This window comes from Paenibacillus sp. FSL H8-0048, from assembly GCF_038002825.1.
Lineage (GTDB): Bacteria > Bacillota > Bacilli > Paenibacillales > Paenibacillaceae > Paenibacillus_AQ.
This window is the reverse complement of record NZ_JBBODF010000001.1, coordinates 799,757-816,813: the sequence shown is the minus strand read 5'-3', so window position 1 is coordinate 816,813 and position 17,057 is coordinate 799,757. Positions and strand designations below refer to the sequence as shown.

General features: G+C 53.4%; 12 protein-coding genes. All 12 read left to right on the top strand.

The window, feature by feature from the left end; translation table 11 throughout:
* The first annotated feature begins 63 nt into the window (after positions 1-63).
* Positions 64-945, top strand: a complete 882-nt coding sequence (locus tag NSU18_RS03560) for a carbohydrate ABC transporter permease (protein WP_341148240.1) — start codon at positions 64-66, stop codon at positions 943-945.
* Positions 945-1,763 carry a carbohydrate ABC transporter permease gene (locus NSU18_RS03555; RefSeq protein ID WP_341021901.1) on the top strand — a complete coding sequence of 273 codons (819 nt, stop codon included), beginning with the start codon at positions 945-947 and terminating at the stop codon, positions 1,761-1,763. Before NSU18_RS03560 ends, NSU18_RS03555 begins: the two co-directional genes overlap by 1 nt.
* An 18-nt stretch (positions 1,764-1,781) precedes the next feature.
* Positions 1,782-3,476: a protein O-GlcNAcase gene (locus NSU18_RS03550; protein WP_341148239.1), complete on the top strand. Its 1,695-nt coding sequence runs from the start codon at positions 1,782-1,784 to the stop codon at positions 3,474-3,476.
* Positions 3,477-3,510: 34 nt separating this feature from the next.
* Positions 3,511-5,040 carry a DUF4127 family protein gene (locus tag NSU18_RS03545; RefSeq protein WP_341148238.1) on the top strand — a complete coding sequence of 510 codons (1,530 nt, stop codon included), beginning with the start codon at positions 3,511-3,513 and terminating at the stop codon, positions 5,038-5,040.
* Positions 5,041-5,404: 364 nt separating this feature from the next.
* Positions 5,405-6,112 carry an N-acetylmannosamine-6-phosphate 2-epimerase gene (locus tag NSU18_RS03540; RefSeq protein WP_341150977.1) on the top strand — a complete coding sequence of 236 codons (708 nt, stop codon included), beginning with the start codon at positions 5,405-5,407 and terminating at the stop codon, positions 6,110-6,112.
* Positions 6,099-6,932, top strand: a complete 834-nt coding sequence (locus NSU18_RS03535) for a MurR/RpiR family transcriptional regulator (RefSeq protein ID WP_341021906.1) — start codon at positions 6,099-6,101, stop codon at positions 6,930-6,932. Before NSU18_RS03540 ends, NSU18_RS03535 begins: the two co-directional genes overlap by 14 nt.
* Before the next feature lie 734 nt (positions 6,933-7,666).
* Entirely contained in the window at positions 7,667-8,584 is a 918-nt protein-coding gene (locus tag NSU18_RS03530) for an ROK family protein (RefSeq protein WP_341148237.1), read from the top strand.
* 27 nt (positions 8,585-8,611) lie between these two features.
* On the top strand, positions 8,612-10,198 hold the full coding sequence (locus tag NSU18_RS03525; RefSeq protein ID WP_341148236.1) for an FAD-dependent oxidoreductase: 1,587 nt from the start codon (positions 8,612-8,614) through the stop codon (positions 10,196-10,198).
* A 420-nt stretch (positions 10,199-10,618) separates the two neighbouring features.
* Complete coding sequence (locus NSU18_RS03520; protein WP_341148235.1) at positions 10,619-12,175, top strand: stalk domain-containing protein; 1,557 nt, start codon at positions 10,619-10,621, stop codon at positions 12,173-12,175.
* 564 nt (positions 12,176-12,739) lie between these two features.
* Positions 12,740-14,269, top strand: coding sequence for a methyl-accepting chemotaxis protein (locus tag NSU18_RS03515; protein WP_341148234.1), 1,530 nt, complete (start codon positions 12,740-12,742; stop codon positions 14,267-14,269).
* Between the two features lie 224 nt (positions 14,270-14,493).
* Complete coding sequence (locus NSU18_RS03510) at positions 14,494-14,991, top strand: DinB family protein (RefSeq protein WP_341021916.1); 498 nt, start codon at positions 14,494-14,496, stop codon at positions 14,989-14,991.
* A 311-nt stretch (positions 14,992-15,302) separates the two neighbouring features.
* Positions 15,303-17,051 (top strand): indolepyruvate ferredoxin oxidoreductase subunit alpha, encoded by a 1,749-nt coding sequence (gene iorA, locus NSU18_RS03505; protein WP_341148233.1) that lies wholly within the window; start codon positions 15,303-15,305, stop codon positions 17,049-17,051.
* Positions 17,052-17,057 lie beyond the last annotated feature (6 nt).

The window sequence follows — 17,057 nt, the reverse complement described above, 5'->3', positions numbered from 1 at the left end:
GATAAGGGGGAGTTTCTCCCCCGATTCAATTGAGGGTACTTGAAGGAGTGGGAGGTGTAGCGGGTGTACAAGGGGTTTCGGTCTGAATCTTTTACTGCATGGGCGTTTATGGCGCCGGGGCTGCTGTTTCTGGCGGTGTTTACCTTTTGGCCGATTATATACGGAGTACCGCTCTCATTAACAGACTATTCGGTCATTGCCGAGACGAATTATGTGGGTCTGGATAACTTTACCCGGGCCTTCCAGGATCATAATTTCCTGATTTCACTGTGGAATTCACTGGTGTATGTGCTGATTGTGCCGGTGATCCAGATCATTTCGATCTTAATGGCGATTCTGGTCAACAGCCGGATTCCTGGAGTCAAAATGTTCCGGGCCGCCTACTATATACCGGTCGTGACCTCAATGGTTGCGGTGGCGCTGATCTGGAGCTGGCTGCTCGGCAATAACGGAGTTGTCAATTACCTGCTGCTGAAGGCAGGGATTATCAGTGAGCAGGTCTCCTGGCTGTCCACGAGCAGCACGGCGCTGTATGTTTTAATGTTCATTACGATGTGGAAAGGCCTCGGCTATTACATGATGCTCTATCTGGCCGGGCTTCAGGGCATTCCGGCAGATCTGTATGAGGCTGCTAGGGTAGACGGAGCCGGGCCGCTGCGGCTGATTGTGCATGTAACGCTGCCGTTGCTGCGCCCGCATATTCTGTTCTGCACACTGATCTCGGTCATGGGCGCGATCCGGGTATTCGATGAGGTCTACATTCTGACCAAGGGCGGGCCGGGGACGTCCACGCTGACCTCAAGCGTCTATATTTTCCAAAAAGGGCTGGAGCAGTTCAACTTCGGCTATGCCTCGGCGCTCGGGCTGATCGTCAGTGTGATGGTGGGAGCGCTTAGTGTACTCGTATTCAGACTGAACCGGAAAGGCGGGGTGAATTCCTATTGATGCCGCGTAGCTTACGTGTTCTGATTACTTATCTTCTGCTGATCCTGCTCGCCCTGTTCATGATGGGTCCGTTCCTGTGGCTGCTCAGCGTCTCGCTGATGCCGGGGCGCAACGTGTTTGCGAACCCGCCGGCGATTCTGCCCACCTTCATTGCATTCGACAACTATGTGCAGGTATGGAACTTCATGAATTTCCCGCGTTACATTCTGAATACGGTCATCATCACGCTGCTGGGAGTCGTGTTCAACATTATACTGTCCTGTCTGACGGCGTATCCGCTGGCTGCCTTCCGGTTCAAGGGCCGGAATCTGGTCTTCACACTGCTGATCTCGACCATGATTATTCCGTCGGCAACCGCCATGATTGTGCATTATCTGACGATTCAGGCTTTTCAGCTGGGCAATACGTTCTTCGGCGTTGTTCTTCCGGCTGCGGTGTCCGTGTTCAATATCTTCCTGATGCGGCAGACGTTCCTGGGTATTCCGGCAGACATCCGGGATTCGGGTAAAATGGACGGGGCCTCCGAGCTGCGGATCTTCATCCAACTGGTCATGCCGCTCGTCAAGCCGGGGATTGCGGTGATTGGATTACTGGAGGTCATGGCGTTCTGGAATAACTTCCTGTGGCCGATTGTCGTACTGGACGACCCGGAGAAGTATCCGCTCGCTGCGGCGCTGACGTATCTGAACGGGCAATTCTCCTATAACTTCGGCTGGATTGCCGCCGGAACCATGATCTCGGTGCTGCCGATCATCCTCGTGTTCCTGTTCACGCAGAAGTATTATATGGAAGGGATTGCCGGCGCGATAAAAGGCTAACTAAGGAGGCATAACTCAATGGGAATTTCGTTACGGGACTGCCAGTATTTGTTCCGCGACTTTTATTCGCAAGGGAAAGAGCTGACCGTGGAGGGGCCGCAGCTGCGCTGTGAATTGGCCTCGCGGTATGCCATGAATCAGGATGTCCACGGTCTGATGGAAGAAGACGGAGACATCGCAATTCTGGAACCGGCCGGTCCGGGCGTAGCCACCGCCGATAAAGGCAATGCGCAGCTGATGCTGGAGTATGACGGCGGGATTGCTGCGGACGGCTATCGGCTTGTGATTGGAGAGGACGCGAAGCTGGTCATTGCTGCGTCTAACCGGCGGGGGCTAAAATACGGGCTGGATGCGCTGACAATGCTCCTTACCGCGGAGGAGGATTGCTGCCGCCTGCCGGTGGTTACGGTGGAGGATGAGCCTTCTTTTCCGGTGCGGGGCATTATTGAAGGGTTCTATGGCGTACCCTGGAGCTTCGCGGACCGGATGGATTCGGTGAGATATATGAGTGAGCACCGGATGAACGCGTTCATGTACGCGCCGAAGGATGATCCTTATCACCGGAAGCTGTGGCGTGAGCCCTACCCGGATGAAGTGTTTGCCAAGATTCATGACTTGAAGCGGGAATGCGACAAGCATCTGGTGGATTTCTACTATTGTATCAGCCCGGGCAATGATCTGGAATTCCGCAGCAGTGCGGATTTCTTGAAGCTGGAGGAGAAGCTTGCGGCCATGATTGCGATTGGAGTGCGGCATTTCGCACTATTAATGGATGACATAGATTATGTGCTCCAAGGTGACAACAAGCAGTTCCTGGAGCGCTCCGGGACCGCCCATGCTTATGTGACGAACCGGGTCTATGATTACTTAGCCGAATGTCTGCCGCACTTCACCCTGGCGATGTGTCCTTCGGAATACTGGTCGTATTGGAACACGGAGTACAAGAAGGATATCCTTGAGCAGCTTCATCCCGCTGTCAAGGTGTTCTGGACCGGATATTTCGTCTTCGCCCCGGAGATCGGCCGGAGACATGCGGAGGATAACTTCAATTATTACGGGCATGAGCTGTGGCTGTGGGACAATATTCCGGTGAATGACTGTGACAAGGACCGGCTGTTCCTCGATCCGGTGCGCGGGCGCAGCTCCCGGCTCGGCAGGTACGGGCATACAGCGGTCGTCGCCAATCCGATGAATCAGTGGGAATGCTCCAAGATCACGCTGGGCACGATGGCCCACTATATGTGGAACAGCGAGCGTTACATGCCGGAGCTGTCCTGGGAGCTGTCCGTGCGTGAATTTGCCGGAGAGCTTGCGGAGGACATGATGTTCTTCTGCCGCCAAAATCTGAACAGCCGCCTGTATTCCGGCGGCTACCGGGACCTGGACGATGCGCTGGCGGAGCGCGATCTGGAGCGGCTGGACGCCTATTTCAGCCGGCTGGAGCAGACTGCCGTGCGGCTTGGCGGATTAGACAATGCCAAGTTCATAGAAGAAGCTGGACCTTGGCTGTGCCGGGCCATCGGGGATGCTATGCTGTGGCGGGCTGTGCGCAGACAGCTCACGGACCCGCTGAACCCGCAGGCACAGGCGGAAGTTTACCAGCGCCTGGAGACCTGCCGCAGCTACGGTGTACGCCTCGGCAGTGATGCGGCCGTGCGTGCGGCTGAGGCACTGGGGATCGGGCTGCCGGAGATGGAAGAAGAGATTAAGTAGGATTTGAAGGAAGCGACAAAGGAGGAGGACAGACATGACTAAGCTTCATAAGCTGATTCTGGTTCCGCTCGATGAGCGGCCCTGCAATTATGAATTCCCGTATCTGCTGGCTCAGGGAACAGATTATACGGTAGAGCGTCCGCCCGCCGGGATTATGGGCCTGAAGAAACGTCCGGGTGATGTTGAGCAGCTGTGGTCCTGGTTTGAGGCTGCCTGTGAAGGTGCGGAAGGTGCGGTGGTCGCGCTGGATACGCTGCTCTACGGCGGTATCATTCCCTCGCGGCTGCACCAGCTGGAGCTTGAAGTGCTGGCGGCACGCCTGGAGCGGCTGCGGGAGATCCGGCGGCGTTATCCGCAGCTGAAGCTGTATGCGTTCCAGCTCATTATGCGTTGTCCGCAGTACTCCCTCTCGGATGAGGAGCCCGATTATTATGCCGACTGGGGCCGGGATATCTTCCGCAAAGGCTGTACCGGCCACCGGCTGGAGCTGGGCATTGCCACGGATGAAGAGATTCGCGAGCTGGCTGATATCGATCTCCGGCTCCCGGCAGAGGTGCTGCAGGATTATCTTGGCCGCCGGGCGATTAATATAGAAGCCAACAAGCAGGCGCTGGAGCTGGTGAGTGACGGAGTAATCGACTTCATGATTGTGCCGCAGGATGATTCGGCCCCGTACGGGCATACCGCCAAGGATCAGGAGAAGGTACGGGCACGGATTACGGCGCTTGATCTGGAGCTTAAGGTCTATATGTATCCTGGAGCAGACGAGGTGGGCTGCACACTGCTCGCCCGAATGCTGAACATGGCCGAAGGGCGGAGGCCGCTAGTGTACCCGCGCTTGTCTGCTGTGCAGGGGGCGTTTGTGACGCCGCTGTTCGAGGACCGCTTTTTCTATGAGACATTGAAGTATCAGATTCTGGCGGCTGGGGGGCTGATTGCATCCAGTGCTGCGGAGGCAGATCTGGTTCTGCTGGTCAGTACACCGGGGGAGACGATGGCGGAGGCGGTGTCGCAGCATCATGCTTACTTCAGCTATGATATCTACCGGAATCTGATGGAGCTGGTGGAGTACGGGGAGCATCTGCTTCGTGAACGGAAGATACCGGTGGCTGTAGCAGATGTCGGGTATGCCAATGGCGGTGACCAGAAGCTGGTTAAGATGCTGCGGCAAAAGAACCTGCTGTTCGACCTGGCCGGATACGCCGCCTGGAATACCAGCTCCAACTCGCTGGGAACCGTAATCTCGCAGGCGATGTTCTATCTGATCTACGGACGTACAACTGGCCATCTGGATTTCCTGGCGCTCCGCTATGCCGAAGATGTATGCTATTGTTCGGTAGTGCGCGGAGAGCTTAGTGATGGCCCTGTGCAGGAGATGGGCTATGGCAAATATGAGCTGGACGGACCGCGCGGGCGCGTGGCTGCCCGAGTACAGGAACGGCTGAGTGAGGAGCTGGCTGGCCGGATTGACAGTCCATCGGGGAGCGTGAAGATTACCGATTGCTATATGCCTTGGAACCGGATGTTCGAGGTGGGCTTAACTGTAGAGTATGTGCCCTTGTGAGGGCGAGTTGACTCTATCCATTTTCAATTGAAGCAAACATTCAGAGATAGGTGTATTCTGTGCAATTAAAAACAAGGAAATGGATAGATTTACTCCTCTAAATGTAGTCTGTACAACTAAATTTCCCAAATGGGCCAAAACACAGGCACTGCAGGCATTTTAAATGTACAAAATACAACTAAACGAATCGTAAGCGGAACATCAGATGATTTAATTGTACAGAATGCACTTAAGCATATCGCGTATACCTTAAACGGGGCATCGCAAGCCCTTGGCATGCGGCTGGGTACAGTAATTCTTACTGTTAAATTCTGATGTTGTACTTGTTCAATGGATGTAGAATACGAGAGAGAGGGTGGGGACCCTGAGCAAAAATATACTGGAAAGCCTGCACCACGGGCTGATTGTCTCCTGCCAGGCACTGCCGGATGAGCCGCTGCACGGGCCGGAGATCATGGCCCGGATGGCCGTGGCGGCTGCGGAGGGCGGAGCCATCGCCATCCGGGCGAACGGGGCAGCAGATGTGCGGGCGATCAAGCAGGCGGTTGCGCTGCCGGTGATCGGCATCGTGAAGCGCAATTACCCGGATTCGGACGTCTATATTACCCCTACGCTTAGAGAGATTGAGGAACTCCTGGAAGCGGGGGCGGATATTATAGCTTTTGACGGGACCCGGCAGACCCGGCCGGAGCATTCTACGCTGGAGCAGATCATAGACCTGCTGAAGGCAAGCCCGGCAGCGTCCATGGCGGATATCTCCACTCTGGAGGAAGCGCTATACGCCGAGTCGCTTGGGGTCAGCTGTGTCTCGACCACTTTGTCGGGATATACATTGTATTCCCGCCAGCAGGAAGGGCCGAATCTGGAGCTGCTGGAGCAAGCTGCACGGCGGCTGAAGATTCCGGTCATCGCCGAAGGCAGGATCAGCCAGCCCGCCCAAGTGGAGGCAGCGCTGGAGCTCGGAGCCTACGCGGTGGTGGTAGGCTCCGCAATTACCCGGCCGCAGATGATCACCCGGCCGTTCGCAGCAGCGGCGAGAAAAGTGAGGATGAACCTTAATGGAAATGAATGACCGGATCAACACGTATTACCCGTCCATGACCAAAGCTGAGCAAAAGGTAGCCCGGTGTGTGCTTGAGCATCCGGATAATCTGATCTATTTGTCTGTGACTGAGCTGGCCGATTTTGCCGGAACGGGCGAGACTACCGTTATGCGCTTCTGCCGCAAAATCGGCTTCAAGGGCTATCAGGATTTTAAGCTGATGCTCGCACAGGGGCTGCCGAAGCGGCAGACTCTGACGGACGGCGAGCAGGGGGCAGGCGAAGGGGATTACGCCGACCATCTGTATTCCCTGATGGTCGGTGTACTGCAATCCAGTCTGGGCATGCTGGACCGGGAGCAGCTGCAGCAGGCAATAGAGGCTCTGGATCAGGCCCGGCATATCCAGTTCTTCGGCGTAGGTTCTTCAGGGATCACGGCACTGGATGCCAAGAACCGCTTCCTGCGGATCGGGCGTCGGGTCGAAGCCAGCTCCGACAGCCACATCCAGGCGATGATGGCGGTGACGATGGGACCGGGTGATGTCGCTTTTGGCATCAGTGTATCGGGCAGCACGCTGGATACGAATGATATGCTTATGAAGGCCAAGCACAATGGGGCCAAAGTCATTGCCATGACTAATTACGCCAAGTCCCCGATTGCTTCAATTGCCGACATTGTGCTGCTGACAGCCGGGAAGGAATCGCCGCTGGAAGGCGGCTCCGTAGGGGCCAAGGTCTCCCAGCTGTTCATTATCGACCTGCTCTGCCAGGGGCTGGAGCAGCTCCATGGCGAAGAGACCAAGCGGATGAAGGAGCTGACCGCCCGGGCGGTTATTGACCGGATTTATTAGGGTGCGGGGGAAATGAAACGGTAGGGAGAAATGAAACGACTGGGAGAAATGAATTATATATTACATGCCGGTTAAGGGAACAGCGTTGGTGATATAGCGGACGTTGAGTTCGTCTGTTGAGTTAGGGTGTGAGAAAGAGGCGTGTAGGCGGAAAACCGAACACATTAGGGTCGGGGACAGCGCGTTGGCCAGATGTAATCGAAAAAACGATTACAATGCGCTGGCGAGAGGACAGATGGCCAGATGTAATCGGAAAACCGATTACATTGCGCTCACGAGAGGGCAGATGGCTGGATGTAATCGGAAAACCGATTACAAGGCGCTCGCGAGAGGACAGATGGCCAGATGTAATCGAAAAAACGATTACAATGCGCTGGCGAGAGGACAGATGGCCAGATGTAATCGAAAAAACGATTACAATGCGCTCGCGAGTGGGCGGATGGCCAGATGTAATCGGAAAACCGATTACAATGCGCTGGCGAGAGGACAGATGGCCAGATGTAATCGGAAAACCGATTACAATGCGCTGGCGAGAGGACAGATGGCCAGATGTAATCGGAAAACCGATTACAATGCGCTCGCGAGTGGGCGGACGGCCAGATGTAATCGAAAAACCGATTACAGGTGTATTGTTACTCAGGGATCATGCTCTATGCCGCCAGAAAGTTACCTTTCCTACAAGGATGGCAGCGCCGTTTCTGTGTGGTACAGACGCAGTAGTGGAGGTGGTGCGAATGCGGCAAGTCATTGGTTTAGATATCGGGGGGACAGGCATCAAGGGGCTTGTGACCGATGAAGCGGGGGTGGTTCTGGCGGAAGCCGGGCGCGACACGGAGGCCCGGCTGGGCCGGGAGGTTATTCTCGGTCAGCTCCATAGTCTGGTGGAGGAGCTGCTGGCGGAGCATCCTGCCGTGGAAGCGCTGGGGATTGGTTCGGCGGGCAGGGTGAATGCGAATACGGGCGAGGTGGTCTACGCCACCGACAATCTGCCCGGCTGGGAGGGCATGCAGCTTACGCAGTGGGCAGAAGCTGCTTTCGGGCGGCCTGCGGCGGCCGATAACGATGCCAACGCGGCGCTGCTGGGCGAGGCCTGGCTGGGCGCGGGACGCGGCAGGGCGAGCCTGGTCATGCTGACCCTGGGCACCGGGGTCGGCGGGGCGAATCTGGCGGAAGGCCGGCTGCTGCGCGGAGCCGCCTGGAGCGGTGGCGACTGGGGGCACAGCGTGCTGGTGCCGGGAGGCCGCCCCTGTAATTGCGGCAAGCGCGGCTGCGCGGAGCAATATGTGTCCGGCCAGGCGCTGCTGCGGCTGGCACTGGAGGAGACCGGCCGTGCGCATGCGCACGGGCTGGAGATTATGGCGGCGGCGAAGCAGGGCGACGCGGCAGCGCTGGCAGTGCTTGCGCGCTTCACAGCGGACCTGGCGCTGGTGGCAGCTAACATCGGGGCGGCGGTAGACCCCGAGCTGATTATTATCGGCGGCGGGGTCATCCAGAGCCGCGCGGTTTGGTGGCCGCTGCTGGCCGGGCAGGCGGACGGCAGTCTGGCCGCCCGGATCGTGCCAGCGGAGCTGGGCAACCGGGCAGGCTGCTTCGGCGCGGCCCGGCTGGCTCTGGAACGGCTGCGCCGCGCCGAAGGCGCAAGGCAGATCTAACTGCTGCGGCGGGGAGGAGATGGAGAGATGACTGGCGAACAGGAGAAGTGTTCGGATGTTGTAATTATCGGCGGCGGCCTTGGAGGAACGGCGGCGGCACTGGCCGCAGCCAAGGCAGGGCTGCGCGTACTTGTGACAGAGGAGACGGACTGGCTGGGCGGGCAATTGACCTCCCAGGCCGTGCCGCCGGATGAGCACCGCTGGATTGAGCAATCGGGCAGTACCGCAGCTTACCGGGAGTTCCGCAGCAGAGTCAGGGAGTATTACAGGCGGAATTATCCGCTTACGGAAGCTGCCAGGAGCAACCCTATACTGAATCCCGGCAACGGCTGGGTCAGCCGATTGGCACATGAACCGAAGGTGGCACTGGCTGTTCTGCAGGAGATGCTGGCTTCGTATGTGAACACCGGACGGATTGAGGTGCTCTATCATACGGTGCCGGTTACGGCCGATACTGAAGGGAATTACGTTACTGGAGTGACTGTACGGCAGGGATCGGGCGGTGACCTGATCAAACTGAGGGGAGCCTACTATCTGGATGCCACGGAGTGCGGCGATCTGCTGCCGCTGGCCGGAGTGGAGCATGTCAGCGGCGCAGAAGCCCGCAGCGAGACAGGGGAGCCGCACGCATTAGAACTCGCGGACCCGCTCGACATGCAATCGATCACCCATGTGGCGGCGGTGGACTATGTGCCGGGCGGAGACTTTATAATCCCGCGTCCAAGAGGTTATGATTACTGGCGCGAATATGTCCCCTCGTTCTCGCAATATCCGATCTTAAGCTGGTACGCTTCAGATGCTGACGATACGACCAAGCTGAAGCAGTTCACGATGTTCCCGAATGAGCAGGGGATTGTCTCCCTGTGGGATTACCGGCGGATCGTAGACCCGGCAATTTGGACGGAGCCGCTGAATGACGGAGAAGTCACTCTGCTAAACTGGGCTCTGAACGATTACTATGCCGGGCCAATTATCGGCGTATCGCCGGAGGAGCGGAAGCGGCATCTGGAGGGAGCACGGCAGCTCACCCTCGCACTTGTGTACTGGCTTCAGACCGAAGCGCCCCGCCTGGACGGAGGGAAGGGCTACCCGGGTGTACGGCTGCGCGGGGATGTGCTCGGCACGGAGGACGGGCTGGCCAAGGCCCCGTATATCCGGGAATCCCGGCGTATTCGCGGGCTGTACACGATAGCGGAGCAGGATGTAAGCAAGGAGCTGCGCGGACCGGCCGGGCCTAAGCGCTATGAGGACAGCGTCGGGGTAGGCAGCTATCATCTGGATCTTCATCCCACGACAGTGAGCCAGCGTACCTTTTATATCCCGAATCATCCTTATGAGATTCCTCTTGGAGCATTAATCCCGGTAAGGGTCAAGAACCTGCTCCCGGCCTGCAAGAACATATCCATGACCCAGATTGCGAATGGCTGCTACCGCCTGCACCCCACGGAATGGAACATCGGCGAAGCGGCGGGAGCCCTTGCGGCTTATGCCATCAGGCAACAGGTCGAACCATCGGCGGTCAGGGGAAATACGGAGCATCTGGAGGCTTATCAGCAGCAATTGATTGCACTCGGCGTCCAGCTGCACTGGACCACAGAGGAGTTGGAGGCCTAAGCGCATGCTCCTGCAATCCACCCTAACTTAACCGGCTATAATCACATATTCAAGATAAGGTGCCCCGTCAGCGGGGTGCCTTTTTGGTATGGTCTACCTAGTTGTCGAAGTTACTTGGCAGCAAGTAGGTGGATAAACGTATCTTCTTTTATTGATTTTAGCAGAAACGGAGGAAGCAAGTGGAAATTGTACAACTAAATAGCTTCAGTCTCGCTCCTTAGCAGCAAATATGCAAAATTAAGTGCCTTTTTTCCAACTCCTATCCTACTATGGCCTAATCGTCCATCTGCAAGTGTAGAAAATCCAACCATTTCCTCTTGCAAAAAATACTTTGCAGAGTACTCCCTTATGCTCCTTTAAAGGAAAAGGTAGATAAATGTCGAATCTAGTCACTATGACATTTCAAGGAGTGAATTTATTTTGTGTAAGACGATCAAACTTGCATCCACCGCTGTACTTGCTTTTCTGCTATGCTTCGTTTCTATTCCATCCGTATTTGCAGAAGCCGCTCTCATCTCAGACAAGAATCTGGAACAGGCAATTCGTATCGAGCTGAAGAAGCCGGCCGCGCCCCTTACCACAGAAGATCTGCAGAGCCTAACCTCCCTCTATCCTAAAGATCCTGAGCAGAAAATTAACAGTCTAAGCGGACTAGAGCTCGCTGTTAATATGAAAAGCTTAATGCTCCCTGGGCTGGGCATTACCAACATTGAGCCCCTTCAAAAGCTGCATAAAGTCACCTTCCTGGCTCTGAATGACAATCGGATCACTGCGCTTGAGCCTTTGCAGGAGTTGTCCCGGCTGGAGCAGCTTAATCTTGATTCGAACAACATAGAGAAGCTTGATGCACTAGCAGGATTAACGCAATTAACCGATCTGTTAATCGGCAATAATCAGCTTAAAGATCTGACGCCAATTCAACCATTAGTCAATCTGAACTGGTTAATCATCAGAGATAACCACATCCAGTCTCTTGAACCGCTAAGAAATCACCCGGAGCTGGAGCATGTCTACTTTGAGAATAATCTGGTCGAGGATATTAGCGTCTTAACTACTCTTCCGAAGCTTAAGGAGGTTGCCATCAGCCATAATCCTCTGAATGCAGGTGCACAGAAAATCCTGACCGCGCTCGCTGCCAAAGGCGTCGAAGTGCTTGATGAAGATACTACAGAACCTGCACCGCCTTCAAATCCCGACGAAATCATGGTGCATTTGAATGGTGAGCGTATGACATTCCAAGCTCCGCCCATCCGGCAAAATGGATCGGTCATGGTTCCGTTCCGTGCTATTTTTGAAGCATTGGGACTGAAGGTTGAGTGGGATTCCACAACGCAAACGATTAAAGGAAGCAAACCGGGTACGCTGATCAAGCTTAAACTGGGTTCAACAACTGCTGAGATTAATGGCAATCAGAAGAAACTGACAGTAGCCCCTGCTAACATCAAGGGAAGTACTTACGTGCCATTACGTTTCATCGGCGAGGCCGTGGACGCGAAGGTGAGCTGGCTCGCGGAGATTCAGACCGCCACAATATCTACGAAGCAGCCTTTTACAACCAAGGATAAAAAAATAAAGGTCACAGGCTACAGTGATTGGAGTGATGTAACTTCTTCTGTAGAGAATGCAGCAGATCGCCAGTTGTTCTTGATCTCACCCGAGAAGAGCATGCTGATTATTAGTCATTATAGTAAGACTGAATTAGGTATGAACCTTGAAGAATATATTAGCTTGGTCAAAAAAGATATAACGGACAAGAATGCCTCGAAAATCACAGAACAGTCCGTAAAAGCAGGGAAAATTAATGCGAAACAGTTGACCTATACTTTGAGCGATACAGATGAAAAGCTGACTTATCAAATGGTTTTATTCGAAAAAGATAATGAAATCTATACCCTGGTGTCAGCTTTTCCAGCGAAGATTAGCCAACAAGCCAAGGCAGAATTCAATGAAATTTTAAAAAGTATACAAGTGAACTAACTTAACCGAGATAACGGATAGGATATTGTGATGTTGTTCTTGAATTCTTTAATCAAACATACTGTTTGTAATGAGGGAAGAGGGATAACATGCAATTACTTATTGATTGGCTAAACCGCAATCGGATGTGTAAATGTGAAGCCTGTAAAACTGAGCTTAATGTTTATGCATACGTCTCTGATAAATCGCTGATTTTGTACTGTGTTGCATGTAATGAGTATTTTTTTAGAGCAGATCTTAACTCACCTGTAAATAAGTATGATGTTCCTGAAGGACTTTTAAAGCTCTGGGCAATGGACCCTTATAATATTTATTATAAAGGGCTTCCAATTAGCCAAGCATACGAGCCCAAGTGGATTAGATTTCTCCGGAAATTTTTAAAATAACGCTATACGTTAGTCAAATAACAGCGGCAGTCTGAGACTTTTTGTCAAGTCTTATTCTGCCGCTGTTTTATATTAAATTTTAAATATAAATTTATATATTAAATCTCATGTGTGTTATATACTCATTCTAGCCTTCCCGATGCATTTGACACCACTAGATGAGGAGAAATGAAATTATATGTCTATTCTGAACAAATTCAAAGGAATCACACCCGCAGGTGCGCCGCCCCAAACAGACCCTCAGCTGATCGGCCTATTACGAAACTATGTGGAGCGGGCTGAACGAAATGAAGAGCAAGCCGATACATATTCTGCCGCAGTTCCTGATGAACTGCAGGCAATGTTAACGCGACTAACGTCCGTGATACATAAACGCGAGGACTATTACAAGGTTCGGTTGGAGATGATCACTGAAGCGATTGAGATCTCCCTATGGGAAATGGATGTGTACGAGGGTGATCCGGTGAATCCGAATAATGAGTTCAGGTGGACCGATGAGCTGCGCCGGATGATCGGCTATACGGATGAGCATGACTTCCCCAATGTGCTGGAGAGCTGGTCCAACTGCCTTCATCCCGAGGATAAAGAGGGCGTACTGCAGCTGTTCGCGGATCATATGCTGGACCGGACGGGCACGATCAAGTACGATATCGGATACCGGCTCAAGACGAAAGCGGGTGAGTACAAATGGTTCCAGGCGACGGGCACAACCATACGTTCCGCTGACGGATCACCTATTATGGTAGCTGGAGCTTTGCTGGATATTCATGACAAAAAAATCAAGCAGGACGAGCTGAGTGCCCTGGTAGTCCGCTACGATCTGGTGAACCGCGCCTTGGTTGAAGCCCCTTGGGATATGGTGGTTATAGCAGGCGATCCGGTCAACCCGGATAATGAGTTCTGGTGGTCAGAGCAGTTCCGCAGAACAATTGGTTTTGAAGGCGAGCATGATTTCCCGAACCTGTTAAGCAGCTGGAGCAACCAGCTACACCCCGAGGATCTTCAGCCCACGCTGGATGCCTTCGCCAATCATCTGAATGATTACACCGGGCAAACGGATTATAAAGTGAACTACCGGCTGCGCTCCAAAAATGGCGAGTACCGCTGGTACCATGCAGGCGGCGAAACCGTTCGCGATGTGCAGGGCATCCCACTGAGAGTTGCCGGTACGATCCGGGATGTTACCCACGAAGTCACCAAAGAGGAAATTGTACGGCAGGTCAATGTACAGATGGAGGGCTTGCTGGCAGCGATTAATGAGATCGTCCGCGGCATTGTGTCGGTTACCGAGCAGGCTCAGGACATGGCCGAGGTCCAGGAACAATCGCACAAGGCAGCCATGGAAGTCAAGGTCAAGACAGGGGAGACCAAGGAGATCACCCAATTCATCAGCGAGATCTCGAACCAGACAGGCCTGCTAGGGCTGAATGCTGCGATTGAAGCTGCCCATGCGGGCGAATACGGCCGGGGATTCTCCATAGTGGCTGGTGAAGTGAGGAAGCTCGCGGAGCACAGCAAGACGGCATCGGGCAACATTGAAACCACCATGCAGCAGATGAATGATAAGGTTGACGACATCATTACACGGATTAACAGCATGTCCAGCCTCACCGAAGCCCAGGCCGCTCTGACTGAGGAGGTCAATGCGTCGATTGAAGATGTGAGCCGGATGTCGGAGGAATTGTTAAATATTCTGCGTACTTTATAATGGCTAACCGGAATGGAACACTATAGTTAAGATCAAAGAGCGAAACGAAGCTTCAAGCGTTTCGCTTTTTTGTGTTGCAAATTTCGGAACGCGATTGGACCTTCAGGGACATTACTATCAGATGTTTAAGATACAGGCGGATGCTTATTGACAAAGTGTTAGAATCCGGATATATTGAATTTTGGTAAATTATATTACGCACAATTAATAGGAGGAGCATACTGATGTCCGAATCCAATCATGCTTTTGGACAAGCACTGGTGAAATCTCTGGTAGGGGAACGCGGACATATTCCGATTGCCCGGGCCTTGCCGGATCTGACACTTGAGCTTGCAGGTTATACAATAGAAGGAATTCCCTACTCCATCTACCAGTTGGTGAAGCATATGGGCTACTGGCAGGACTTCATGCTGACCCATCTGGAGGGGGGCCGCCCACAGCCGCCTGCAAGTGTACAGGAGAGCTGGCCTGCGGAGAAGGCCCCGGCAGAAGAGTCCCAGCTTCAAGAGGCGATTATGCATCTGCTGGAAGGGGTCGATAAGGCAGTTGCCATTGCCCAGACCGTCCAGCTAGACGAGCCATTAGCCCATTTTCCAGGAGAAACCAAGGGCGGGCTTCTACGTAACATTGCCTCTCATAACTCCTATCATCTGGGGGAGATTGTTCTGCTCCGCCGTCTGCAGGGAGCGTGGCCGCCGCCGGGGGGCGGGTATCCTGCTTAAGGCTCAAAAGACGCAAATGCATTCGACATATTTTGCAAAATAAATGAAATATATGTTTTTCTATGGAAAAGTCTGCGATGTTAGGTTGCAGGCTTTTTAATTATTTCAATTCTGTGAAATTTAGCAGATTTAAGAATAAAACAGCAGGGATTTATTAAAAAAAAGTAACAAATTTAATAGTAACACTATATTATTGACTATATCCTATTAACAAGTATAAAGTCCTATAAATGTTAATTGCATGAATTAGTATTTTGGGGTGTATGAGGCCGCGCTTTTCTGTTAAATGAGATGGACGAGAGGACGATCTGATGAAAGCTCTAATGATGGGTAATGAGGCAATTGCCAGAGGCGCTTATGAAGCAAATTGTAAAATCATTTCATCGTACCCCGGAACACCGAGCACAGAGATTGTCGAGAGCATCAGTGTCTATGAAGGCGTATATGCCGAGTGGGCACCCAACGAGAAGGTGGCGCTGGAAGTGGCGGCAGGCGCATGTATCGCCGGTATCCGCAGTCTGACCACCATGAAGCATGTAGGGGTCAATGTGGCGGCTGATCCGCTATTCAATATGACCTATGAGGGTGTGAATGCGGGCCTTGTCATTGTCTCGGCAGATGATCCGGGCATCCATTCCTCCCAGAACGAGCAGGACAACCGTATTTACGCCAGTCATGCCAAGATGCCATTAATAGAACCCTCAAGCTCCCAGGAATGCAAAGATATGATGCTTGAAGCCTATGAGATCAGTGAGCGCTTCAATACACCGGTCCTGTTCAGGACGACTACCCGGGTCTCCCATTCCAAAGGAATAGTAGAATTCCAGGAAGGGCTGGCTGTGGAAGAGAGGTATAAGACCTATAAGAAGAACAAGCTGGACCGGCTGCTGCTTCCGGCCATCTCCAGGCGACGTCATCTCGAAATTGAAGCAAATCTCCTGGAAATTCAAGCCTATTCCAACTCCTCCCCTCTAAATGTACTGGAATTCAGCTCCCCGGATATCGGCATTGTCACCAGCGGAATATCCTATCAATATGTTAAGGAAGTATTCGGAAATACAGTATCTGTGCTGAAGCTGGGTATGAGCTACCCGTTCCCGGATGAGAAGGCCCGCGCATTCGCTGCACAGGTCAACAGGATCTATGTAGTCGAGGAAGGCGAACCGTTCATCGAGACCTCCCTGAAGGCCATGGGCATTGCCTGCACCGGCAAGGAGATCATTCCCGTCTGCGGTGAGCTGAATCCGGAGATTATCCGGAAAGCCATCACCCGCGAAGAAATGGACTGCTACGAAGCTGTCCAAGTACCGCCGCGACCGCCGCGGCTGTGTGCAGGCTGCGGATATCTGGGACTGTACAGCGCGGTCAAGCAGCACAGGGATATTCTGGCCGCCGGAGATATCGGCTGTTACACCTTAGGTGGAACGGAGCCGATCAAAGCCCTGGATACGGTGCTCTGTATGGGAGCATCCATCTCCATGGCCACAGGCATGCAGCGGACCCAGGATTTCAAGCCGCTGGGCAAGAAGGTATTTGCCTTCATTGGCGACTCCACCTTTTTTCACTCAGGCATGACCGGGCTGCTGAACGCCGTTTACAACAAGACCCCTATCGTCGTTTGCATTCTGGACAACCGCTCCACCTCCATGACCGGCAATCAAGAGAATCCGGGCACCGGACGCACGCTGCAAGGCAGTACTTCGGAGCCTATACGGATTGAAGATATTGTGCTCGCACTGGGCATCAAACCGGATAACCTCATCATACTCGACCCCACTAACCTCCAAGAAACGCAGCAGTGTGTGGAGACCGCCAAGCTCAGCACTGAACCATTCGTCATCATCTCCAGGCATCCTTGCGAACTTCTCAAAAACAAAACCGAAACCAAAAGAAAATATGTTAATGACAACGCCAGCTGTGTAAACTGCAAAAAATGTACCATGCTGGGCTGCTCGGCGATCAAAATTGTGGACCGCCAAATCATTATTGATCCGCTCGAATGCAAGGGCTGCAGCATCTGCCAGCAGGTATGTCCCTATGACAGCATTAAGGAGGCTTAAGCGACC

Bases quoted from the DNA above. Each gene is read 5' to 3' on its own strand.
- NSU18_RS03515 (WP_341148234.1), top strand. From the start codon at position 12,740: ATGTCTATTCTGAACAAATTCAAAGGAATCACACCCGCAGGTGCGCCG.
- NSU18_RS03545 (WP_341148238.1), top strand. From the start codon at position 3,511: ATGACTAAGCTTCATAAGCTGATTCTGGTTCCGCTCGATGAGCGGCCC.
- NSU18_RS03550 (WP_341148239.1), top strand. From the start codon at position 1,782: ATGGGAATTTCGTTACGGGACTGCCAGTATTTGTTCCGCGACTTTTAT.
- iorA (WP_341148233.1), top strand. From the start codon at position 15,303: ATGAAAGCTCTAATGATGGGTAATGAGGCAATTGCCAGAGGCGCTTAT.
- NSU18_RS03530 (WP_341148237.1), top strand. From the start codon at position 7,667: ATGCGGCAAGTCATTGGTTTAGATATCGGGGGGACAGGCATCAAGGGG.
- NSU18_RS03535 (WP_341021906.1), top strand. From the start codon at position 6,099: ATGGAAATGAATGACCGGATCAACACGTATTACCCGTCCATGACCAAA.
- NSU18_RS03525 (WP_341148236.1), top strand. From the start codon at position 8,612: ATGACTGGCGAACAGGAGAAGTGTTCGGATGTTGTAATTATCGGCGGC.
- NSU18_RS03510 (WP_341021916.1), top strand. From the start codon at position 14,494: ATGTCCGAATCCAATCATGCTTTTGGACAAGCACTGGTGAAATCTCTG.
- NSU18_RS03555 (WP_341021901.1), top strand. From the start codon at position 945: ATGCCGCGTAGCTTACGTGTTCTGATTACTTATCTTCTGCTGATCCTG.